Source organism: Aquibium pacificum, from assembly GCF_040839445.1.
GTDB classification, from domain to species: Bacteria; Pseudomonadota; Alphaproteobacteria; order Rhizobiales; family Rhizobiaceae; genus Aquibium; species Aquibium pacificus.
This window is the reverse complement of sequence record NZ_JBDPGJ010000006.1, coordinates 25859-48231: the sequence shown is the minus strand read 5'-3', so window position 1 is coordinate 48231 and position 22373 is coordinate 25859. Positions and strand designations below refer to the sequence as shown.

General features: G+C 65.7%; 18 protein-coding genes. 6 read left to right on the top strand and 12 right to left on the bottom strand.

The window, feature by feature from the left end; genetic code table 11:
* The first annotated feature begins 8 nt into the window (after positions 1-8).
* The 6 genes from ABGN05_RS23580 (at position 9) to ABGN05_RS23555 (ending at position 8010) form a co-directional block, all read left to right on the top strand.
* Entirely contained in the window at positions 9-1286 is a 1278-nt protein-coding gene (locus ABGN05_RS23580; RefSeq protein ID WP_444876178.1) for a TRAP transporter large permease subunit, read from the top strand.
* Between the two features lie 67 nt (positions 1287-1353).
* Complete coding sequence (locus ABGN05_RS23575; protein ID WP_367956503.1) at positions 1354-2565, top strand: CaiB/BaiF CoA transferase family protein; 1212 nt, start codon at positions 1354-1356, stop codon at positions 2563-2565.
* 2 nt (positions 2566-2567) lie between these two features.
* The gene (locus ABGN05_RS23570; protein ID WP_367956502.1) at positions 2568-3812 is read left to right on the top strand and encodes a CaiB/BaiF CoA transferase family protein; all 1245 of its coding nucleotides are present in this window, start codon (positions 2568-2570) and stop codon (positions 3810-3812) included.
* A complete protein-coding gene (locus ABGN05_RS23565) occupies positions 3809-5812 on the top strand; it encodes an AMP-binding protein (protein ID WP_367956501.1) in 2004 nt (667 codons plus the stop codon). Before ABGN05_RS23570 ends, ABGN05_RS23565 begins: the two co-directional genes overlap by 4 nt.
* Positions 5809-7074: a CaiB/BaiF CoA transferase family protein gene (locus ABGN05_RS23560; protein ID WP_367956500.1), complete on the top strand. Its 1266-nt coding sequence runs from the start codon at positions 5809-5811 to the stop codon at positions 7072-7074. The genes ABGN05_RS23565 and ABGN05_RS23560 overlap by 4 nt, the downstream gene beginning before the upstream one ends.
* 120 nt (positions 7075-7194) lie before the next feature.
* Positions 7195-8010, top strand: a complete 816-nt coding sequence (locus ABGN05_RS23555; RefSeq protein WP_367956499.1) for an IclR family transcriptional regulator — start codon at positions 7195-7197, stop codon at positions 8008-8010.
* A gap of 17 nt (positions 8011-8027) precedes the next feature.
* Here ABGN05_RS23555 and ABGN05_RS23550 read toward each other — a convergent pair whose 3' ends face one another.
* From ABGN05_RS23550 to ABGN05_RS23495, 12 genes are read right to left on the bottom strand one after another with little or no spacing between them, the layout of a single operon-like run.
* Entirely contained in the window at positions 8028-9416 is a 1389-nt protein-coding gene (locus ABGN05_RS23550) for an MmgE/PrpD family protein (RefSeq protein ID WP_367956498.1), read from the bottom strand.
* 34 nt (positions 9417-9450) lie between these two features.
* Entirely contained in the window at positions 9451-10290 is an 840-nt protein-coding gene (locus ABGN05_RS23545) for an HTD2 family dehydratase (protein WP_367956497.1), read from the bottom strand.
* A gap of 44 nt (positions 10291-10334) precedes the next feature.
* Positions 10335-11498: an acyl-CoA dehydrogenase family protein gene (locus tag ABGN05_RS23540; RefSeq protein ID WP_367956496.1), complete on the bottom strand. Its 1164-nt coding sequence runs from the start codon at positions 11496-11498 to the stop codon at positions 10335-10337.
* 3 nt (positions 11499-11501) lie between these two features.
* Positions 11502-12305, bottom strand: a complete 804-nt coding sequence (locus ABGN05_RS23535; protein ID WP_367956495.1) for a citryl-CoA lyase — start codon at positions 12303-12305, stop codon at positions 11502-11504.
* On the bottom strand, positions 12305-13219 hold the full coding sequence (locus ABGN05_RS23530; protein WP_367956494.1) for an SDR family NAD(P)-dependent oxidoreductase: 915 nt from the start codon (positions 13217-13219) through the stop codon (positions 12305-12307). Before ABGN05_RS23530 ends, ABGN05_RS23535 begins: the two co-directional genes overlap by 1 nt.
* An 11-nt stretch (positions 13220-13230) precedes the next feature.
* Positions 13231-14190 carry a hydroxymethylglutaryl-CoA lyase gene (locus ABGN05_RS23525; protein ID WP_367956493.1) on the bottom strand — a complete coding sequence of 320 codons (960 nt, stop codon included), beginning with the start codon at positions 14188-14190 and terminating at the stop codon, positions 13231-13233.
* The gene (locus ABGN05_RS23520; protein ID WP_367956492.1) at positions 14187-16208 is read right to left on the bottom strand and encodes an acetyl/propionyl/methylcrotonyl-CoA carboxylase subunit alpha; all 2022 of its coding nucleotides are present in this window, start codon (positions 16206-16208) and stop codon (positions 14187-14189) included. The genes ABGN05_RS23525 and ABGN05_RS23520 overlap by 4 nt, the downstream gene beginning before the upstream one ends.
* Before the next feature lie 4 nt (positions 16209-16212).
* Positions 16213-17820 carry an acyl-CoA carboxylase subunit beta gene (locus ABGN05_RS23515; protein ID WP_367956491.1) on the bottom strand — a complete coding sequence of 536 codons (1608 nt, stop codon included), beginning with the start codon at positions 17818-17820 and terminating at the stop codon, positions 16213-16215.
* Complete coding sequence (locus ABGN05_RS23510) at positions 17817-19208, bottom strand: phenylacetate--CoA ligase family protein (protein ID WP_367956490.1); 1392 nt, start codon at positions 19206-19208, stop codon at positions 17817-17819. Before ABGN05_RS23510 ends, ABGN05_RS23515 begins: the two co-directional genes overlap by 4 nt.
* Positions 19209-19232: 24 nt before the next feature.
* Entirely contained in the window at positions 19233-20393 is a 1161-nt protein-coding gene (locus ABGN05_RS23505) for an acyl-CoA dehydrogenase family protein (RefSeq protein ID WP_367956489.1), read from the bottom strand.
* Positions 20394-20407: 14 nt separating this feature from the next.
* Positions 20408-21187, bottom strand: a complete 780-nt coding sequence (locus ABGN05_RS23500; protein WP_367956488.1) for an enoyl-CoA hydratase/isomerase family protein — start codon at positions 21185-21187, stop codon at positions 20408-20410.
* Complete coding sequence (locus ABGN05_RS23495) at positions 21184-22365, bottom strand: acyl-CoA dehydrogenase family protein (RefSeq protein WP_367956487.1); 1182 nt, start codon at positions 22363-22365, stop codon at positions 21184-21186. Before ABGN05_RS23495 ends, ABGN05_RS23500 begins: the two co-directional genes overlap by 4 nt.
* Positions 22366-22373 lie beyond the last annotated feature (8 nt).

Here is a 22373-nt window from a genome sequence, read left to right as displayed (position 1 = left end):
TCGCGGTCATGGGAAGCATTCTTCTCGTGCTCCTCCTTGCAATGGGGATGCCGGTGGCCTTCGCCATGGCGGTGTCGGGCACGGCGGGCCTCTTTGCCGTGGGCGGATTCGATCTGGTGATGGGGATGATTAAGTCCTCCACGATCTCGTCGGTCAACTCCTACGAGCTCATCACCATTCCCATGTTCATCCTGATGGCCGAGTTCATCATCATCTCGCGCATCGCCGACGAGCTGTTCGACGCCACCGCGGTCTGGATAGGACGGCTGCCGGGCGGGCTCGGGGTGGCGACGCTCCTGGCGGGGGCGCTCTTCGGCGCGATCTCAGGGTCGAGTACCGCATCGGCGGCCACGCTGTCGTCCACTGCACTGCCGGCAATGATGCGACAGGGCTATTCGCTACGCACTGCCGGGGCGCTGGTGGCTATCACCGGCACGCTCGCGATCCTGATCCCGCCCTCGATCGCGCTGGTGCTCTACGGTATTATCGCCGACGAGAGCGTGGGCAAGCTCCTGATCGCGGGCGTGGTGCCCGGCTTGCTGTCGGTGCTGGCCCTGATGACGCTGATCACCGCCATGTCGCTTCTGCGACCGCAGGTGATGCCGTCGGGACGCCCGCGCCGCTGGTCCGAGAAGATTTCGGTGCTGCGGGTCACGCTGCCGATGGTGGTTCTTCTCGGGGCGGTGACGGGGACTCTCTATGCGGGAATCGCCACGCCCACCGAGGCCGCGGCGGTGGGTGCCTTTGCGGCGCTGGTGCTGACGGCGGTGCAGCGCAGGCTCACGCTGCGCGGCGCCGGCCAGGCACTCTTCAATGCCGCACGCATCAGCTGCATGATCGCCTTCATCATCCTCGGCGCGCACATATTCGGCTATTTCTTCACCCTCACCCAGACGACCACCGCCATCGTCGGCTGGGTCGGCGGGCTCGATATGCCGGCCTACGGGGTGTTGCTGGTCATCCTGGTGATCTACCTGATCCTCGGTTGCTTTCTCGACCAGGTCGCGATCCTGATCCTCACCGTGCCGGTAATCCTTCCGATCGTGAAGGAGCTCGGCTTCGATCCGGTGTGGTTCGGGGTGCTGGTCGTCATGACGGCCGAGATCGGCATGATCACGCCGCCGATGGGCCTCAACGTCTTCGTCGTGGCGCGCTACACGGGCCGACCGGTGCACGAGATCTTCGCGGGCATCCTGCCGTTCTTCCTGTGCATGCTCGCCATGGTGATGCTTCTCGGTCTCGTTCCAGAGATCATCCTCTGGCTGCCCGGACGGATGTCGAACTGACCCCGCGAAGGGGATGTCCCGGCGGCCGTCCGGCGCCGGGGCCGCGAAGGAAGGAAAGAAGAAGGCCATGAACGACACCGCCGCCGCCGCGCCGCAGCCCAGCCCGGACACCCCGTGGCAGCCGCTCGCCGGGGTGCGCGTGGTCGATTTCTCGGCGTTACTGCCCGGGCCCTTGGCGGGGGCGATCCTCGCCGATCTTGGCGCCGAAGTGGTCAAGATCGAGCCGACGGGGGGCGAGGGTGTGCGCCATCGCGCGGTGCTGGCGCCGATTCTCCACGCGGCCAACCGCAGCAAGGCGAGCCTGACGATCGACCTCAAGCGCGAAGGCGCCGCAGCGGTGGTGGAGCGGCTGGCCCGCTGGGGCGACGTGGCGCTGGAGAGCTTCCGCCCCGGCGTTGCCGCGCGGCTGGGGATCGACCATGCCAGCCTCTCGGCGGCCAATCCGCGGATCATCAGCTGCTCGGTCTCGGGCTACGGCCAGAACGGGCCGTGGCGGGACATGCCGGGGCACGACCTCAACTTCCTCGCCGCGGGCGGGGCCTTCGCCTTCTCGGGCCACTGGACGGGCCGGCCGCGGCGGTCGGGGATGCCGGTGGCCGACCTCCTGGGCGCGGGAAACGCCGCCATCGCGATTCTCGCCGCGCTCAACGAGCGCCAGCGCACGGGGCGGGGCATGGCGCTGGACGTTTCGCTCATGGATGCGGTGCTGTTCGGTGTCTCGATGCGCCACGGGCTTGATCGCGACCACTGGGCGCCCGATTCGCCGTATCCGACCAACGACATCTTCACCACGGCCGACGATCGCGAGATCGCGCTCGGCGTGGGCTCCGAGGAGCATCTGTGGGAGAATTTCCGCAAGGTCATGGCGCCCGACATGCCGATGATCCTGGAATCCCGCTTCGACACCGATGCGGGCCGGCGCGAGCATGGCGACGCGCTTTTCGCCGCACTGACCGAGACCATCGCCCGGCGCGACGCGGCCGACTGGATGGCGCGGTTCGAGGCCGCCGACGTGCCCGCCAATCTGTGTCTCTTTCCCCCCGAGGCGGTGGCGAGCGACCATGTCCGCGCCCGCGGCTTCGTCACCGAGGTGGGGGGGCAAGTGCTCTCGGCCTTCCCGGTCGCGGCCGACGGGCGGCACCCGCAGATCCGCCGGCCCGCGCCCGAGCTCGGGTCGGGGACACGGGAGATCCTCGCGATGCTGGACTTCGCGCCGGCATCGGTGGAAGAACTGCTGCGCGACGGAGTCGTGGCGGACGGTCCGAAAGGGAGGGGCTGAACATGGCGGGGCTGCTGGAAGGGATCAGGGTGCTCGATCTGACGACGATGGGGACGGGCCCCTACGCCACCCAGATCCTCGGCGAATACGGGGCCGAGATCATCAAGCTGGAAAGCCCCGAGGGCGACCCGATCCGCAATGTCGGGCCGGCGCGGCACCCGAAGATGAGTGCGATCTTCCTCGCCATCGGCGCCGGCAAGCGCAGCGTCGTGCTCGACCTGCGCAAGCCGGAGGCGCGGCCGGTCTTCGAGCGGCTGGTGAACCGTGCCGACGTGGTGATCCACAACATGCGCGATCCGGCGGCGAGGAAGCTGGGGCTGACCTTCGAGGACCTGCGGCAGATCAACGAGGGCATCGTGCTCTGCGCGATCCTCGGCTTCGACCGCGGCGGGCCCTATTCCGACCGCCCGGCCTATGACGATCTGATCCAGGGCCTGGTGGCGCTGCCCGACCTGATGCGCCGCTCGGGCGGCGAAAATCAGTATGTGCCGCTGGCCGTCGCCGACCGGATCACCGGGCTCTATGCCGCCGAGGCGGTGCTGGCGGCAATCGTCGCGCGTCTGCGCAGCGGCCAGGCGCAAAGCGTGGTGGTGCCGATGTTCGAGGCCCTGGCGGGCTTCGTACTCGGCGATCACATCTACGGCCACAGCTTCGTACCGCCGGAGGGGCCGATAGGGTATCCGCGCCACCTCAACCCCTACCGCCGGCCGTTCGCCACCTCCGACGGGCATATCGGCGTGCTCCCTTACACCGACCAGCAGTGGCAATCGCTGTTCCGGGTGATCGGTGCGCCCGAACTGGGCGAGGATCCGCGCTTCGCCGGGCTCTACACCCGCACCGCCAACATCGCCGCGCTCTACGAGATCGTCGGGCAACACATCGCCACCCGGCCGTCCGCCGAATGGCTCGATCTTTTCCAGGCGGCCGACGTGCCGGCGATGCGCACCAACACGCTGGATAACGTCCTCGACGACCCGCAGCTTCAGGCCACCGGCTTCGCCCGCGAGGAAGACCATCCCACCGAGGGCCGAATCCTGCGCCTGCGCGGCGCCGTCCGCTGGCAGGGGGAGGCCGACGCGCCGCAGCCGCGCCCGGCACCGCGGCTTGGCGAGCACGGGGCCGAGGTGCTGCGCGAGGCCGGCCTCGACGAGGAGTCGATCGCCGCGCTCGTCCGGGCCGGCGCGCTGCGCCTGCCCGAATACGCGGACGCGGTGGGCGACAGCGCAGGCGGGGGGCGGGCGAAATGACGACAGCGTTGGACCAGGCCGGCGACGGCTTCGTGTGGCATCCGCCGGAAGAGCTTCGCGAGAAGAGCAACCTTCACGCTTTCCTCAAAGAGCACGCTCTTCCGGATTACGCGGCGCTGCTCGAACGCGCCGAGACGGATCCCGAGTGGTTCTGGAATGCGGTCGCGCAGCGGCTCCATTTCTTCCGTCCTTACGAGCGGGTGCTCGACACCTCGCGGGGGGCGCCCTTCGCGCGGTGGTGCGTGGGCGGCACCACCAATGTGGTGACCAGCTGCATCGAGCGCTTTCGCGGCACGCCCACCTGGGAGAAGGAGGTGCTCGTCTGGGAGGGCGAAGGCGGCGAGGTGCGGCGGCTTAGCTATTCCCGGCTCTCGGCGCAGATCGACGCGCTGGCCGCGGGGCTCAGGCGCGAAGGCTGCGGGCGGGGCGACGTGGTGGGGCTGTTCCTGCCCAACATCCCCGAGGCGATCGTCGCTTTCTTCGCCGTGGCCAAGATCGGGGCGATCGCGCTGCCGATGTTCTCGGGCTTCGGCGCGGGGGCGCTGATCGACCGGCTGGGCGATGCCGGCGCGCGCTTCGTCATCACCGCCGACGGCACCTGGCGCCGCGGCGCGGTGGTGCCGCTCAAGGCCACGCTCGACGAGGCCGCGCCCGCGCTGCCACAGCTTTCTCGGGTGATCGTGGCGCGCCACGCGGGCACGCCGGTCACGATGCAGGCGCCATGCGACCTCTGGCTCGACAAGCTGGCGGTTCCGCCCGAGGGGCCGTCCGTCACGGAGAAGATGGACGCCGAAGACCCGCTGATGATCATGTACACCTCGGGTACCACGGGCAGGCCCAAGGGCACGGTGCACAGTCATTGCGGCTTCGCCGCCAAGATGGCGCTGGACCTGGGCCTGATCATGGACGTCAAGCCCTGCGACCGGCTGCTCTGGCTCAGCGACATGGGCTGGCTCGTGGGCCCGCTGCTCGCCGTGGGCACGACCTTGCACGGGGCGACGATGCTGATCGCCGAAGGGGGCCCCGACTATCCCGATGCGGGGCGCATGTGGCGGCTCGTCGACGAACACGCGATCAGCTTTCTCGGCCTCGCGCCTACGATGGCGCGCAGCTTCATCCGCAACGGCGGCGGCGGGGTCGAGGGCTACGGGCTCGGATCGCTGCGTGTCTGCGCCTCGACCGGCGAGCCCTGGACGCCCGAGGCTTGGTGGTGGACCTTCGACAAGGTCTGTCGGCGGCGGGTGCCGATCCTGAACTACTCAGGCGGAACCGAGATCGGAGGCGGCATCCTCTCAGGCAACGTGCTGACGCCGATGAAGCCCTGCGCCTTCAGCGGCCCGATCCCCGGGATGGGGGCCGATATAGTGGATGCCGCGGGCAATCCCGTGGCGCAGGGCGAAGCCGGCGAGCTGGTGCTGCGCCGGCCGTCGATCGGGCTCACCCGCAGCCTGTGGAAGAACGACGACGAGCGCTATCTCGACGCTTACTGGCGCGAGATTCCCGGCCTCTGGCGCCAGGGCGACCGGGCGCGGATCGACGCCGACGGCACCTGGTACATCCTTGGGCGCTCGGACGACACGCTGAAGATCGCGGGCAAGCGCACCGGCCCCTCCGAGATCGAGGGGCTCCTGAGCGCGACTGGAAAGGTGGCCGAGGCCGCAGCCATCGGCTTGCCCGATCCGGTCAAGGGGCAGGCGGTCGGCTGCTTCGTGACGCTGGTGGCGGGGCAGGGGTGGAGCCGCGAACTTGCGCACGAACTGGAAGAAGCGGTGGTGGCCGGGCTTGGGGCGCCGTTCCGGCCGCGCTTCATCCTTCCCGTCTCTGATCTGCCAAAGACGCGGAACATGAAGATCATGCGCCGCGTGGTCCGGGCCGCGTGCCTGGACGAGCCGGCGGGCGACCTCTCGTCGCTCGTCAACCCCGAGGTGGTCGAGGAGATCCGCGCCGCTGCGCGGGGTCTGCGAGAACGGAGAGACCGCGAGAACGGAGAGGCAAAGTGACCGACAACACGAGGGTTGCTGCGAAAGCGGGTCGAAGGGCGCCGGCGGCCCGCTTCGACGCGCTGCAGGGAGTCACGGTGCTCGACCTGTCGAAGGTACTGGCCGGACCGATATGTGCGCAGTACCTGGGCGATCTGGGCGCCGAGGTCATCAAGATAGAGCCGGTGGGGGTGGGCGACGATACCCGCAGCTGGCCACCCTTCGTTGCCGGGGAAAGCGCAATCTTCCTCAGCGTCAACAAGAACAAGCGCAGCATCGCGCTGGACCTGAAGCGCCCGGAGGGGCTGGCGGTTCTGCACCGGATGGTGGCGCAGAGCGATGTGGTGATCGAGAGCTACCGCACCGGCGTGGCGGCGCGGCTGGGGATCGACTACGAGACGTTGCGCAAGCTACAGCCCCGGCTGGTCCATGCCAGCATCTCGGGGTTCGGCCGCAGCGGGCCCCTGGCCGAGATCCCGGGCTACGATGCGATGGTGCAGGCCTTCAGCGGGATCATGAGCATCACCGGCGAGAAGGGCGGATCGCCGGTGCGCATCCCGATCTCGCCGCTCGACCAGACGACCGGCATCCACACCGCGCTCGGCATCGTCGCGGCGCTGCGCCGGCGCGACCTGACGGGCGAGGGCACGGCGATCGAGACCTCGCTTTATGAGACGGCGCTCGGATTCCTCGGCTACGTCGCGCAGACCTACTGGGCCACCGGCAAGGCGCCCGAACCGGCGGGCTCGGGCCATGAATCGCTTTGCCCCTACCAGGCCTTCGCCGCCGCCGACGGTCAAATCCTGATCGCGGTCGGCAGCGACAAGGTCTGGCGCGCCTTCGCCCCGGCAGTGGGGCTTGAAGCAGTGCGCGACGATCCGCGCTTCGCCACCAATCAGGCGCGGGTCGCGCATTTCGACGAGACGGTCGGCATGGTCGCCGAGGTGATCGCGCGGCGCAGCGTGGCCGAGTGGTGCGACATCCTGCGCCAGGCGGGCGTGCCGCATTCGCCGATCAACACCGTCGACGCGAGCCTCGACCAGCCGCAGGCGCGCGAGCGCGGGATGGTGACGCGCATCGCCCATTCGGCGGCGGGCGAGATGCCGGCGATCGCGATTCCGATCCTCTTCGCGGGTTGCGAGCGTTCGCCCCGCTCGGCGGCGCCGACGCTGGGCGAGCACAGCGCCGAGATCCTGCGCCGCTTCCAGCTCAGCGACGAAGAGGTTTCGACGCTGGTGGCGGCCGGGGTCGTTGGCACGGAGCAGAAGGGCACGGGCGACTAGCCCGCCGGTTGCGTCGCGTCACGACGCCCCGCGGGCACGCTCATATGACCGGGGAATCAGGTATGTGGTACAAACTCCGTTGACGGCGGAGGAGGAGCAGAGCCAGCACGGAGAGGCGCCATGGAGACACACGAGGAAGACGACGCCACGCCCGAGCGGAGCCACCATAGCCCGAGGTCGCTTCTGCGCACGCTGAATATCCTCGAGCACGTAGCGAGGCAGCCCGATGCAGTGTCGCTGACGCAACTGAGTCAGGATCTGGGCCTGCCGAAGAGCAGCGTTCTCGGCATGCTGCGGACGCTGACCGAGTACCGCTACCTCGAGAACGCCAGCGGCCGCTATGCGCTCGGCCCCTCGGCACATCGCCTAGCGGTAGCGATCCTGCCGGGCTTCTCGCTGGTGCGGATAGCGCGGCCCGTGCTGCACGAGCTGGCCGACCGCTCGGGCGAGACGGCGCTGCTGGCCATCCTCGACGAGGAGAGCGGGCGCCTAGTCTACATGGACATCTGCGAATCCGAACGGGTGGTGCGCTACACCGTTCCGGTGGGTACGACGCGGCCGCTCTACTGCACCGCGGCGGGCCGGGTCCTTTTGGCCTGGCAGCCGAAGGAGTGGGTCGAGCGCTACCTCGAGGCGCTAGCGGCTGGACCCGAGCCGCTTGAGCCACCGCTGCGGCCGGACGAGTTCTGGGCCTCTCTGGAGAAGGTGCGACGCGAGATGGTATCGATCACGCAGGGCGAGTACATACCGGAGGTAGCCGGGATCGCGGCTCCCATCTTCGACCGCGAAGGCGGGATTGTCGGCGCCCTGGCCCTGGGCATCCCGATCGAGCGCAGCAAGGCGAGCGGTGCCCGCCTGATCAAGATGACCCTCGATGCGGCGCGCGGGCTTTCGGCGGATTACGGCCACACCAGAGCGCGGTGGTGTGGGAAGTAAGAAGAAAAGCCGGTCAATCAGCGAAGCAGCGATCCGATCTCCTCGAGTGAAGCAATCGACCAAAGTTTGCGGGAGACGCGGGTCCACCCACCGCCATCGAGGGCGCCACCATACTCTGCCAGGGTGCGCGCTTTTTTTTCGATCTCGCCGCGCGTCAAGGTATTGCCGGGGTCTCCTTTCGGTTCTTCGATACGGTCTGTCAAAACCGTTCCGCCTTTTGTAGTCACCGATACTTTCCCCATCCAGGTTGCCGGGTAGTTATGCTCCACTTCCGGGTCGAAGACCATATTGACCCGTCGCATGAACTCTCGTACCACTTCATCCTTCAGGACCGTATCGAATTCGTCCAACCCGGCGCGCCGATGCACGGCAATGAGCCCGAGCGTAGCAGGCATCGAGAATTTCGCCTGATGCACTGTGGCAGGCCGCACGACCGACCCCAGCACGTCGATTGCCGCCTGGTGAACATGAGCGGTGACATGCTCGATATCTTCGGCGCGCAAGTCGTGCTCCTGCACAATTTTGAGCAGTGCGTCGGCGGCAGGGTGCGTATGACGGCACGAAGCATGAAACTTGAAGGAGGTCTCGGCGAGCGCCCATCTCGCACCGAGACCAGCGGTGATTTTTGCCGGGTCGCAGTTTTGTGACATTCCTGCGCCCATGCCTTGTTCGCCCTCCAGGATGCGACGTGCGCCAGTAAACCCCCTTGCTGCGAGACTTGCTGCAGTCAGCCCGTTGGCTGCAGCCTTCCCGGTGTGGAGCTGCTTGGAATCGGCGGCGTCTCTGAGAAACTCCCATACACCCGCGGCCTGGGTTCCGGCCGAGCCGAAAGCATTGAGCATCTGCTCAGAGCCCAACCCGAGCAGCCGGCCCGCAGCAGCGGCCGCAGCGAGAGTGCCCGCGGTTCCCGTGGTGTGAAAGATCTTGTAGTGCGGAAGGCCCAGATATTCGCCGGCGCGAATGCCTGTCTCATAGCCGGCGACGCATGCCGTAAGGAAGTCGCGGCCACTTGCGCCGATATTCTGGGCCACGGCCAGTGCGGCGGGAAATACCACCGCGCCCGGATGGAACACTGAACCATTGTGCACATCGTCCTGTTCAGAAACGTGCGAAGCGGCGGCGTTCACCATCGCGGCGAATAGCGGCGAGGTCGTGCGGCCCGAGATCAGCACCTCCGACCGGCCGTTCTCACGGCCCATTTCCTTTGCGAAATCGTCAATCGCAAGGATCGCCCGATGGCGTGCGCCTGAAAGCGCCGATCCGGCCCAGTCGACAAAGAGGTCTAGACACCGTTCGACGACATGTTCGGGAATATCCCGAATGGTCAGCGTTGACGCGAATTCAGCCAGTTCGGCAGTGCCATGTTCGGCAGAGCGCTTCCGGCTCGTCTCCGTTCCGCTCAACATCTTCTCCCGTGAATTCGATCGTTCGTTAAAGCGATCAGGTCTGATATGTGCCTTGCATTGTTCTCAGTCCGTCGGCTGTCTCGCACCACACCGTGCCTTCGGTCGGCGTCCCCTGTTGGCACAGCATCAACATCTTGCCGCTATAGCATGGCGCCAAGCCCCGATAGCTGAAAACCGCCGGTATGCCGCCACATGCCTTCGCGGCCAGGTTGACAAGTAATGTAGCCTGCAGCGGCCCATGAACCACCAGGTCTGGATAGCCCTCGATCTCGCAGGCATAGGGACGGTCGTAGTGGATACGATGGCCGTTGAATGTGATCGCTGAATAGCGGAACAGCAAAACGGGGTCTGGCGTCAGGATCTCCTGCACGCGCTCTGCCGCGTCGGGCTGAACAGCGGGCGCGGGCCCGGGCACCGTGCTTGCCCGATAAACAATGTTCTGGGTCTCGACAACCGCGGTTTCGCCCTCGGCGACATATTCATGCTTGACCGTAACCAACACCAGCGGGCCACTGCGCCCCTTTTTCAGGGTCACATCGGCGATGACTGACCGGCGCTTGACGGTTCCCACCGCAGGCAGCGGCCTCAGATGCCGCAACTCGCCGCCGGCCCACATGCGCGAAGGCAGAGGCACAGGAGGCATAAAGCCGCCCCGGGCCGGGTGTCCGTCCGCTCCAAGCGTCTCGAGCTCGGCTGGAGGCAGTGTGAGGCACCAGTGGAGGCCCAGTGGTGCGTGCCCTGCCTCGGCGGGCGCGAGCCACCGGCCCAAGGTCGCGCGGTACCGTGCCAGCAGTACGTCGCAAATGGTTTCCGAAGCGCTCTCCTCGGTGCCGATCCAGCCTCGCAGATGATCGATGTCGACTTCGGTTGTCATCCGCGCTCTTCCCGTTCCGGATTGCGGCGTCAGCACGAGGCGCCTCAAAACGACCTTGGCATGCCGAGGATGTGTTCCGCGACATAGGACAGGATCAGGTTGGTCGATATCGGCGCCACCTGGTACAGGCGGGTTTCGCGAAACTTGCGTTCCACATCGTACTCCCGGGCAAATCCGAACCCGCCATGGGTCTGGATGCATGCGTTGGCCGCCTCCCAGGACGCATCGGCGGCAAGCAGCTTGGCCATATTGGCCTGCGCCCCGCAATCGCTGCCGGAATCGAAGCGGCGGCAGGCTTCGAAACGCATCAGATTGGCTGCCTCGAGGTTGACGAAAGCCTTGGCGATTGGGAACTGCACTCCCTGGTTCTGGCCGATGGGCCGGTCGAACACGATCCGCTCTCCCGCATAGGCGCGGGCTTTATCAATGAACCAGTAGCCGTCGCCGATACATTCCGCAGCGATCAGGGTGCGCTCGGCATTCAATCCATCCAGGATATGATAAAAGCCGCGCCCTTCCTCACCGATCAGGTTCTCTTCTGGGATCTCGAGCTCATCGAAGAAAACCTCGTAGGTTTCGTGCCCCGGCATATTCGCGATCGGGCTCACTCTCATGCCGTTGCCAATGGCCTTTTTCAGATCGACCATGAAGATCGACAGGCCCTGCGCCTTGCGCTTGACCTCATTGATCGGCGTCGTGCGGGCCAGCAGGATCATCAGGTCAGAATGCCGGATTCGGCTGATCCAGACCTTCTGACCGTTGACCACATAGCGGTCGCCCGTCTTGACCGCAGTGGTCTTGAGCTTGGTGGTGTCGGTGCCGGTGGTGGGTTCGGTCACGGCCATTGATTGCAGCCGCAGTTCGCCGCTGGCAACGCCAGGCAGGTATTTCCGCTTCTGCTCCTCCGATCCGTGCCGCAGGAGCGTGCCCATGTTGTACATCTGGCCGTGGCAATGGCCAGCGTTGCCGCCCGAGCGGTTGATCTCCTCCATGATGATCGAGGCCTCGGTTAGCCCTAGCCCCGAGCCGCCATATTCCTCGGGGATCATCGCGGCAAGCCAGCCCGCGCGGGTCAGCGCCTCAACAAACTCTTCGGGGTAGGTCTCATCCGCACCATGCTGGCGGTGGTATTCGGGTGGGAATTGCGCGCAGAGCGCGCGCAGCGCCACGCGCAGATCGTCATGGTTTTCAGGGGCGGAGGTCTGCATCCGTCACCTCGCCCTGTGCACGTCAGGGCCGCTGGTCTCGAGGATCTCCTCTTCGGCGCGCTGCCATATTTCGTAGGAAATCGGATTTTCGCTCTCCTCGAGGATATGGCCCACCAGCCCGATCGCGCGTGCCATCACCCCGAAGCCACGCACGATCTTCCATGGGAAGCCGAACTCGCAGCAGATAGCGCCGATTGCGCCGGTGGCGTTGATCGGCAGCATCTTGCCTGACTTATCTTCGGCCACGGCCTGAATTTTCTGGATCAGCGCGACATATTCGCCGGACTTGCCGTTCTCGGCCGCAATCTGGAAAAGCCGCGGCGCGCGGGGATCGACCGGCTTGTGCACCGGATGGCCCAGCCCCGGCACGATCGCCTTGCGGGCGCGGAATTTTTCGACCGTTTCAGCGGCGATAGCATCCAGATCTGCGCCGGTGCCCAGCTTGTCCTGCGGCAGTGCCTCGTACAGCATCTTTGAGGCGCCTTCCATCGAGCCGACGAACACCGTGCCCAACCCACAGAGCCCCGCCGCGACTGCGGCCTGAAGCGATTCCGGCGCGCCCATATAGGTCATGCGCGCGGCCAGGGCGGACGGCGTGATACCATGTTCCACGAGCGTGATGACGATGGCGTTGAACACCCGGCTCTCCTCGGGCGGGGCCTTGCGGCCCGTCAACTGGAGAAACGCCAGATCGCCGAGGTTCATGTGGCCCAGGATCTCGTTCGGCAGGTCGAGTCCGCGCACGCAGATCTTATCGGGTGTGCTCCAGCCGATATTCGACGTAATTTTTTGTTTGCGCTTGCTCATCAAACCGGATCCCAGGAAAAGACGTCCGCCGACACTTCAAGCGGCGTGAAATGCGACTTGAGCGCGGGAATGGCATGCTCGGCGATCGTTTCGGCGGTCCAGCCGTCGCCGGAATGCACCGAACGCACCGGTCGCGGCTGGCTCATCAGGAAGATCTCGTTCATCCGAACGGCAAAGATCTGGCCCGAGATATCTGCGGCCTGATCGCTCATCAGATAGCAGGCCATCGGTGCGACCTTGGCGGGCGTCATCTTCTTGATCTTCTCGACCCGCGCCTCCTGTTCCGGCGTGTCGGTCTTGATCGAGGAAATCATCCGGCTCCAGGCGAAGGGCGCGATGCAGTTGGACCGCACGTTCCAGCGTTTGAGGTCGAGCGCGACGGATCTCGAAAAGGCCGCAATGCCCAGTTTGGCCGCCGAATAGTTCACCTGGGCGTAATTGCCGATCAGGCCCGAGGTCGAGGTCATGTGCACCAGCGCGCCGCCTTCCTGCTGGCGGAAATGGTCGGCGGCGGCGCGCGAGGTATTGAAGGCGCCATAGAGATGTACCTTCACCACCGCGTCGAAATCGTCATATGTCATCTTGTGAAAGAAGCCGTCGCGCAGGATTCCGGCGTTGTTCACGACTGCGTCGATGTGGCCGAATTCCTTCACGGCGGCCTCGATCATGGCTTGGGCAGCGTCGGGGTCGGTTACGCTGCCGCCATCGGCGATGGCGTCGCCGCCGGCCGCCTTGATCTCGTCCACCACCGTTTGCGCAGCGGTGATAGCTTGTCCGATGCCCTTGAGCGTCGCGCCCAAATCATTGACCACGACCGCCGCTCCCTCGACTGCCGCCATCAGCGCGATCTCGCGGCCGATCCCGCCGCCCGCGCCCGTGACCAGCACCACCTTCCCATCCAGCGTCTTTCCCATATTAATCCTCCTCATTTCGCCTTGCGAAATTTGTCGAGCCCGCCGGAATGCATCACCCGGCCCATCAGAGGCGCGCCGATGATCTCTTCGGCCTTGACCGCGGCGGCGATCAGCTTGTCCAGGTCGATGCCCGTCTCGATGCCCAGCTCGTGGCACAGAAAAACCGCGTCCTCGGTGCAGACATTGCCTGCGGCGCGGGCGTTGCCGTGGCCGGCGAAGGGGCAGCCGCCAAGGCCGGCGACCGAGCTTTCGAACATATCCACCCCCATCGACAACGCCGCATGGATGTTGGCGATGCCCAGCCCGCGCGTGTCGTGAAGATGCATTCCGATGCGCGCCCCGGGCGCAAGCTCGCGCAGGGCGCCGACCATGCGCTTGACCGCCTCTGGGTTGCCCCAGCCCATCGTGTCGGCGATCACGAGGATAGGTACCGGAATATCCTCTTCCTCGCAAAGTTGGAGGACAAAGCGGAAGTCGTTCAGGACCTGCTCCTGCGGAATCGGTCCCTGCAGGTTGCAGCCGAACGCGGTCATCACATAGGCCGCATCGACGGTGTAGCCCGCTTCCTTGTAGAGCCGCACCCACTCGCGCTGCCGCTCGCGCATCTCCGCTGAGGAGCAGTTGTTGTTTGCCTGTGCGAAAGCTTCAGACGGATAGAACAAAAGACGCGGGTCGATATCGACTTCATGCGCGGTCAACGCCTTGCGGAACCCCTTCTCGTTCAGCCAGAGCGAGGTGTATTTCACACCGGGCTTGCGCTTGATGCGCTGGAACAGCTCGCCCGTGTCGGCCATCTGCGGCACGTATCTGGGGCTCACGAAGCTACCCACTTGGATGCGCTTCAGCCCTGTATCGCTGAGCATGTCGATCAGTTCGATCCGCTGTTCGATCGGGTAGGTCTTGCTTTCGATCTGAAAGCCCTCGCGCGGGCCTTCTTCACGAAACTCTACGAACTTGGGAAAGTCGGTCATGCCTGTTCCTTTTCGAATGGTATGATCTCGGCGATCATCTGGCCGCGATCCACCATCATGCCTTTGGAAACCGCAACATTCGCGGCGATCCCGGAGGCAGATGCCTTGATGGAGATCTCGAGCTTCATTGATTCCAGGACCGCTACGACATCGCCTTCCGCTACCGCGTCGCCCCCGGACACTTTGACGTCGACGATCATTCCGGTAAGCGGCGAGGCAACGGTCCGTTCGGCAGCGCTGTCGCCGCCGGCCGAGGCCAAAGGTGGTGCCGGGCGGAAGACAAGCCGCCCCGGCCCGGCGTCGATCTCGATCACCTCGGCATGAAGGCGCGCGGTTGCCACGTCTACCGTCTCGCCCTGCGCCACGCGCCACCGGCCCGGCGCGATCTCACGGCAGGAGAAAGTGAGGGCGGCACCATCACTGCCGTAGACCGTGTAGGTGTCGCCGGAGCGGACCGGACCGACGCAGAGCTCCTCACACCTTCCCGCTGCGTCGGTCAGCATCACGCGCTGGCCCGCCTCCATCGCGTCGCCGCCAAGGCCGAGCCGCCAGTTGGTGAAGAGGTCGCGGTTCGACCAAGGTTCGGCGGCGCCGTCTGAGCGCCCGCGGGTGACGAAAAGCACCGCTGCCATGGCCTTCCAGAGCCGGGCGCCCGGCACTTTCGCCGCCGCGGTCAGATCGTCCAGCCGCTCGTCGATCCAGTGGGTGTGGACGTTCATTTTCTCGAAATCGGCGTTGCGGGCGAGCGCGGCGAGGAAGGCGCGGTTGGTCTCGACGCCTTCGACCGCGACATGATCCAGCGACAGCGCGAGCCGCGCCAGCGCCGTCTCGCGGTCGGGCGCGTGGATGATCAGCTTGGCGATCATCGGATCGTAGTAGGGGGTGACGGCATCGCCTACCTCGACGCCGCTGTCGATGCGCAGACCGTCGGGCAGGCTCAACGTGGTCAGCGTGCCGGTGGAAGGAGCGAATTGCATCGACGGGTCCTCGGCATAGAGGCGTGCCTCAACGGCGTGACCGTTGATTGTCAGATCGTCCTGCTCCAGGCCAAGGCCCGCACCCTCGGCAATACGCAGATGCAGCGCCACGAGGTCGAGCCCGGTGATCACCTCGGTCACGGGATGTTCCACCTGGATGCGCGGGTTCACCTCGAGGAAAAAATATTCCTCGCCCGCCACCAGGAACTCCACCGTGCCGAGCCCGCGGTAGTCGAGCGTCTCCCCCAGCCGCACGGCGTCCTGGGCGATCCGTTCGAGCAGGTCGCGGGGCAGCCCCCAGGCGGGGGCTTCCTCGATCACCTTCTGATGCCGGCGCTGCAGCGTGCAATCGCGCTCGAAAAGATGCACGACGTGGCCCTTGCCATCGCCGGCGATCTGCACCTCCACATGGCGGGCCTCGGGGAGGAACCGTTCCAGCAGGAGACCTTCCGAGCCGAAGGTAGACTTCGCCTCGCGCAGCGCACCCTCGATGTCGGTCATCAGGGTCTTTTCGTCTGCCACCAACCGCTGTCCACGTCCGCCGCCGCCGCCCACGGCCTTGAGCAGCACGGGCAGCCCCATCCGGCGCACTTCGGCGGCGATTTGATCGGGATCGGACAGGGCGCCCGCAGCGCCCGAGATCACCGGCAGGCCGGCCGCGATGGCGGCATCCTTGGCGCTGGCCTTGTCGCCGAACCGTTCCAGGGTTTCCGGCGTCGGTCCCATGAAGATCAGACCGGCGGCCTCGACCGCGCGGGCGAATTCGGGGTTCTCGGCGAGGAAACCGTAGCCGGGATGGACGGCGTCGGCCCCGGTGGCCTTCGCCGCGGCCAGCACGGCGTCGATGCGTAGATAGCTTTCCGAGGCCGGCCCGCCGCCGATGCAGATCGAGTGGCCGATCTCGCGCACGTGGAGCGCGTCGACGTCGGCTTCGGAATGTACGGCGACAGGCCGGACGCCCCGTGTCCGCGCCGTGCGGGCGATCCGGCAGGCGATTTCGCCGCGGTTGGCGATGAGAAGCGTCTTAATCTTCACTGTCACCGCCTCACATCCTGAACACGCCGAAATGGGTTTCGACCTTTGGCCGCCGTGAGGTGATGTCGAGCAGCAGCGCCATGACGTCACGGGTCTCGCAGGGCTCGATCACGCTGTCGACCCAAAGGTTCGAAGCGAAGTTGTAGGCGCCCTGGAAATCCTCGTATTCCTTGCGGATAGGCGCCTTGAAGGCCTCTTCCTCCTCCTTCGTCCAGGTCTTGCCCTCGCGCTCGTTGATCTGGGCGCGCACCTGGGCCAATACGCTCGCCGCCTGTTCCGGCCCCATGATAGCAGCGCGGCCGGTGGGCCAGGCCAACATCGCGTCGGGCTGGAAGGGGCGGCCCAACATGGCCAGATATCCTGCTCCGTAAGAACCCCCGGTGATGATGGTGAACTTCGGCACCCGCGCCGAGGACATGGCGGTGATCATCTTGGCGCCCGCCTTGGCGATTCCCATCTGCTCGACCTCGCGGCCCACCATGAAGCCGTTGACATCGGCCAGGAACAGCAGCGGAATATCGCGCTGCACGCAGAGATTGATGAAATGCGTGGCCTTCAGCGCCGCTTCGACGAACAGCACGCCGGTATTGGCGAGAATCCCCACCTCGTGCCCGTGAATGCGGCCCCAGCCGGTCATCAAAGTGTCGCCGTAGAGCGGTTTGAACTCGTGGAAATCGCTGCCGTCGACCAGCCGCGCCACGATCTCGCGGTTCTCGGTGGGTACTTTGTGGTCCCGGCTGACGATGCCGTAGATCTCTTCTACCGCGTAGGCCGGGTCGCGCGGCGACGCCGGCGTCTTGCGCGGGGAGAGCTTCTCGCCCAGGTGCTTGACGATCTCTCGCGTAATGGCGAGCGCGTGGGCGTCGTCCTCGGCGAGATGGTCGGTCACGCCCGAGACCGAGCAGTGCATCTTGCCGCCGCCGAGGGTCTCGTTGTCGACCTTCTCCCCAGTGGCGGCGAAGGTGAGTTCCGGCCCGCCGAGATACATGAAGCCCTGGCCGCGCACGATGACCACCTCGTCGCAAAGCGCCGGGATATAGGCGCCGCCGGCGGTGCAGGGGCCCATGACCACGGCGATCTGCGGCACGCCGTCGCCCGACATCCCGACCTGGTTGTGAAATATCGAGCCGAACTGGCCCTCGTCGGGAAAGATGTTCTCCTGGTCAGGCAAAAACGCGCCGCCGGAATCGACCAGTGTGACGACCGGCAGGCGATTGGCCCAGGCGATCCGCTGGGCGCGCACGTGCTTACGGCAGGTCATGCCGAAATAGGTGCCGCCCTTCACCGTGGCGTCGTTGGCGATGATCATGCAGTGGCGGCCCTCAATCACGCCGATGCCAGTGATGATTCCCGCGCCGGGCGGCACGCCGTCGTACTTGTCGAGCCCGGCGAGTTCGCCGAGCTCGAGGAACGGCGTGCCCGGGTCGATCAGCCGCTCGACGCGCTCGCGCGGCAGGAACTTGCCCTTCTTCACGTGGCGCGCCCGTGCGCTTTCCGGCCCGCCGACGCGTTGGCTGAGCCGCAGCGCGTGCAGCTCGGCCAATTTGGCGCGGTAATGCGTGTCATTGGCCCGGAAGTCTTCCGACCCGGTGTCGACCAAGGATTTCAGCTTCGTCATGGCAGATCGGGGTACTTTCTCAACACGAAGGCCACTTTGGCCGCGCCCGGCTTTTCGAAGGTGTCGGCATCGACGATCCGGACATCGGCCCGGAACACCAGGGCGTCGCGCAGGCGCTGCTCGATCTTCTTCTTCAGGTTCGCGTCACCGTCTCGGTCGCGGTCGGGACCGCGTTCGACGATGATCTTCAGTGGTTCCTGCGTGGTGTGGCCCTCGAAATCGGCCACAACACGCATCACGCCGTTCGTTTGCGGCACCATCTCGTTGACGATGCTGTTGATCGCCGAGGGAAACACGTTGGCCCCGCGCACGATCAGCATGTCGTCGGTGCGCCCTGTGCAGCGGATCTTGGGACCCGTCCGGCCGCAGGCGCAGGTCGTGCCCAAGACCTCGATGAAATCGCCAGAGCGGAAGCGCACCAGCGGGCTCGCCCGGCGGCCGAGGGCGGTGTAGATCATCTCACCACTGGCGCCCTCCGCCCAAGGGATGATCTTGCCGGTCTCGGGGTCGAGCAGTTCAGTCAAAACGTAGTCCATGTTGACCATGTGCATGCCCGACTGCTGGTCACACTCGGCCCAGTAGGTCACGCCCAGGTCGGTACCGCCCAGCATCTCGGTGCACTTGGCGCCCCACAGTTTTTCGATCTTGGCGCGGATCGCCGGAATGCCGCCGCCCGGCTCCCCGCCGACGACGACTCGTTCCACGCCCAGTCTGCTCGCTGGAACGCCCAGCACCTCTTCGGCCTTTTCGGCCAGGTGGATCACGAAATTCGGCGCCCCGACGACGCAGCGCGGGCGCGTGTCGGCGCAGGCGCGCAGGAGCCGGTCGGCGCCGCCGTCGGCTCCCACCGGCACGTCGATGGAGCCCATATATTGCAGGCCTTGCATCACCGGGATGCCGCCCACGAAGCCCTTGGCGAGCGAGAAGGCGTGCAGCACCATGTCGCCGGGCCGCACGCCGTTGGCGAAGAAGCAGCGCGCCGTCATCTCGTGCCACATCTCGGCATCGGATTCTGTCAACGCCACGTAGGAGGGGCTGCCGGTCGTCCCCGAGGACGCCTGCATCTGGATGATGTCTTCCATGGGCGCGGCGCGGTGGCGGCCGAAAGGCGGCTCGGCCGACAGGCTTTCGCGTATCTCAGTCTTGTAGGTGAAGGGCAGCCTCTGCAGATCCTCAATGGTGCGGATCTCATCGAAATCGATGCCGGCCGCAGCGAACTTGTCTTGGTAGAAGGGCGAGTTGGCCTTGAGATAGGCCATCTGCTCGACCAGCCGCTCCTCCTGGATGCGGCGCACCTCGTCGAGCGGCATGCCCTCGATCTCGTGCCAGAACCGGTCGTTGGCCTTCGCGCCGGCATCGGCCCGCCGGAAGCGCATTCCGTGTTGCATGCTTTCCTCCCTGGGCTTTCGCGATCAATACGACCGCGGCAGACCCATTACCTTCTCGCCAATAAAGCTGAGGCACAGTTCACGGTTCACCGGCGCGGTGCGTAGCAGGCGCACCAACGGATAAAGCTCGTACAGCCCGGTATCTTCCGTGAAACCCGACCCGCCATGCGCCTGAAGGGCGGCGTCCACGGCTTCGATCCCGGCCTCGGCGGCGGCATATTTCGCCATGTTCGACGAGGCACCGGCGGGAAACTTGTTGTCGAATTCCCAGGCCGCACGGCGGGTCATCAGGCTCGCCATTTCCACGGCCGTGTGGGCCTTGGCCAGCGGATGCTGCACGCCCTGGTGCGCGCCGATCGGCTGACCAAAGACGTTGCGCTCGCAAGCATAGGCCACTGCCTTCCGTAAGGCGAACCGGCCAATGCCGCAGCAAAGCGCCGCCAGGATGATGCGTTCGGGATTGAGCGAATCGAACAGGATCGAAAAGCCGTCTTCCACCTCGCCCACGATATCCTCGGGACCGAGATCCACCTCGTCGAAGAACAACGTCCATTGTTCTTCCGGCAGTGGGATCGAGACCTTCACCCGCTGCATTTCTACGCCGTTCTTCTTCAGGTCCACGGCGAACAGCGTGAAGCCGTCGGTCTTGCGGGAGACCTCGGTGTGAGGCTTGGTGCGCGCCACCACGAGGCAGTAGTCGGAGACGTCGGCGCCGGTGATGAAGGTCTTTTCCCCCGTTAGCGCAAAACGGTTGCCCTTGCGCCTGGCAAGCGTCGTGGCCTTGATCGTGTTGGACCCGGCGCCCGGTTCAGTGATCGCGAAGCAGAACTGGATCTCGCCCCGGCACGCGGCCGGCAGGAGTTCCCTGCGGTGGAACTCGGTCCCGTGGCTGGCGATATGCGACAGCGACATGGTGGGGCCGACCACCATCATCAGGAGCGGGATGCCGTGGTTCGCCGTGCCCTCCATGAACAGCGCCATCTCGGTCATGCCGAGACCGGCGCCGCCATATTCCTCGGGCACCATGATGCCGAGAAAGCCGTCCTCGGCGATCTGCTGGAACATCTCTTTGGGAAAGGTGTGCCGGCGGGCGTGATCCAGCCAGTAGGCGTTGTCGAATTTCTGCGCGAGCTGGGCGCCGTAATCGTAGATCTGGCGCTGCTCATCGTTGAGCGTGAAGTCCATTCCCGCACCTCTTGTCAGGCTTTGAAGGCCGGCGCGCGCCGGCTTTCGAATGCGTCCAGCCCTTCGGCCACGTCGTCGCTTCGTAGCGCACGCACGGCAGCGTCGCGCTCCAGCCGCATCTGCTGGTCGAGGCCCATGTCGGCGCCTTCGCGCGCCAGGCGCTTCATCTCGGCAATGCCGGGCCGTGAGCGGGTGGCGATCGTCACGCAGTAGTTTAACGCCTCCTGGCGCAGCTCTTGGTCCAGTACGACGTAATTCACCAGTCCGGCTTGCTTCGCCTCTTCCGCCGTCAGCCAGCGGGCCGAGAACATCAGATCGAGCGCCCGGCGCAAGCCAATCAGCCGGGTCAGCCGCTGGCTGCCGCCCCAGCCAGGGATCAGCCCGAACTGCGCGTGCTGGTCGCCGAACTGAGCGCTTTCCGCAGCGAAACAGACATCGCAGGACAGCATCAGCTCGAGCCCGCCGGCCAGGCAAAGGCCCTGCACCGCGACGACCACGGGGAGACGGCTCTGTTCCAGCCTGCGAAGCCCTTCCATCCCAAAGGCGATGAAGTGGTCCAGCGTCTGCGCATCGCTCATCTTGCCTTTCACCTCGGTCAGGTCGGCGCCGGTGCAGAAGTGCTTTCCCTGTGCGCAGATCAGGATCGAGCGGATGTCGCGGTCGGCCTCAAAGCTTTCGCGGGCCCTGGAGATACACTCGTGGACCTCCAGCGAAAGGCAGTTGAACTTGTCGGGGCGGGCGAGCTCGATAATGCCGACGCTGCCCTCAGCGCTGACATTGACGGGAACGCTCATCTCGCGCCTCCCTTGGCCTTCTTGTCGTATTGCAGCGCCATGCGGCCGACCTTCTCGCGCGCGATGACGAGCTTCTGGATTTGCGCGGTACCGTCGCCGATCTGCAGGCCCAGAACATCGTTGTAGCGCTGATGGTGAGGCAGGTCGGTGGTGTAGCCGTAGTGGCCATGCAGGATCAGGCACTGATGGATGATCTCGCACGCGGTTTTCGGCACGTACCACTTGCACATCGCCGCCTCCTTGGTGTGCGGCAGGCCGCGGTCGCGCAGATCGAGCGTGTAGTAGCAAAGCTGTCGCATCATGGTAAGCTGCGTTTCGGCCTCGGCCAGCGGGAAGCTGACCCCCTGATACTGCGCCAGCGGCGCACCAAAGGCTTCGCGTTCCTGCACATAGGTCCAGGTCTCGTCTACCGAGGCCCGCGCCGCGCCCAGACATTCCAGCCCGATCAGCGCTCGGGAATAGTCGAAGCCAGCCATGATCGTGCCGAAGGCACGATCCTGCTCGGCCATCAGGCATTGGGAGGGGACGAAGACGTCGTCAAAGAAGACCGAACCGCGCCCCACGGGCTTGGTCCCGATGTCGTCGAAATGCGTGCGGTTGATGCCATTTTCATTCAGGTCCACGAGGAACGCACTGACGCCCCGCGATCCGCCCTCGGGATCGCCGGTACGGGCAAAGACCACCGCCGCGTCGGCCTGCGCGGCAAAGCTCATCGACGTCTTCTCGCCGTTCAGCCGCCAGCCGTTGCCGGATTTGGCGGCCCTGAGTTGCAGGTTCGCCGCGTCCGATCCGCCGCGCGGCTCGGTCAATCCCAACCCTATCACCGCCTCACCCGCCGTGACGCGGGGCACCCATTCCTTGGCGATGTCGGGCAAGGCGTGTTTCGCGACCATGCCGCCCATCAGCGACCCCAGAAGCTGGATGTAGCTGACATTGAAATCGGCGCGCGCGATTTCCTCGACGATCAATCCGGCCGTGACGGAGCTCTCGCCCAACCCGCCGAACTCCTCGGGCAGATCGGCGCCGATCAGCCCAAGCGCCCCCATCTCCCTGATGAGCCCGCGATCCATCACGTGCTCGGTTGCCCGCTTCTGATAGCTCTCGGCCAGCTTTTCACGTGCGAAACGCTGTGCTGTCTCTCGAAAGGCCTGCTGGTCATCTGTCGGTTGAAACTGCACGTGATAGC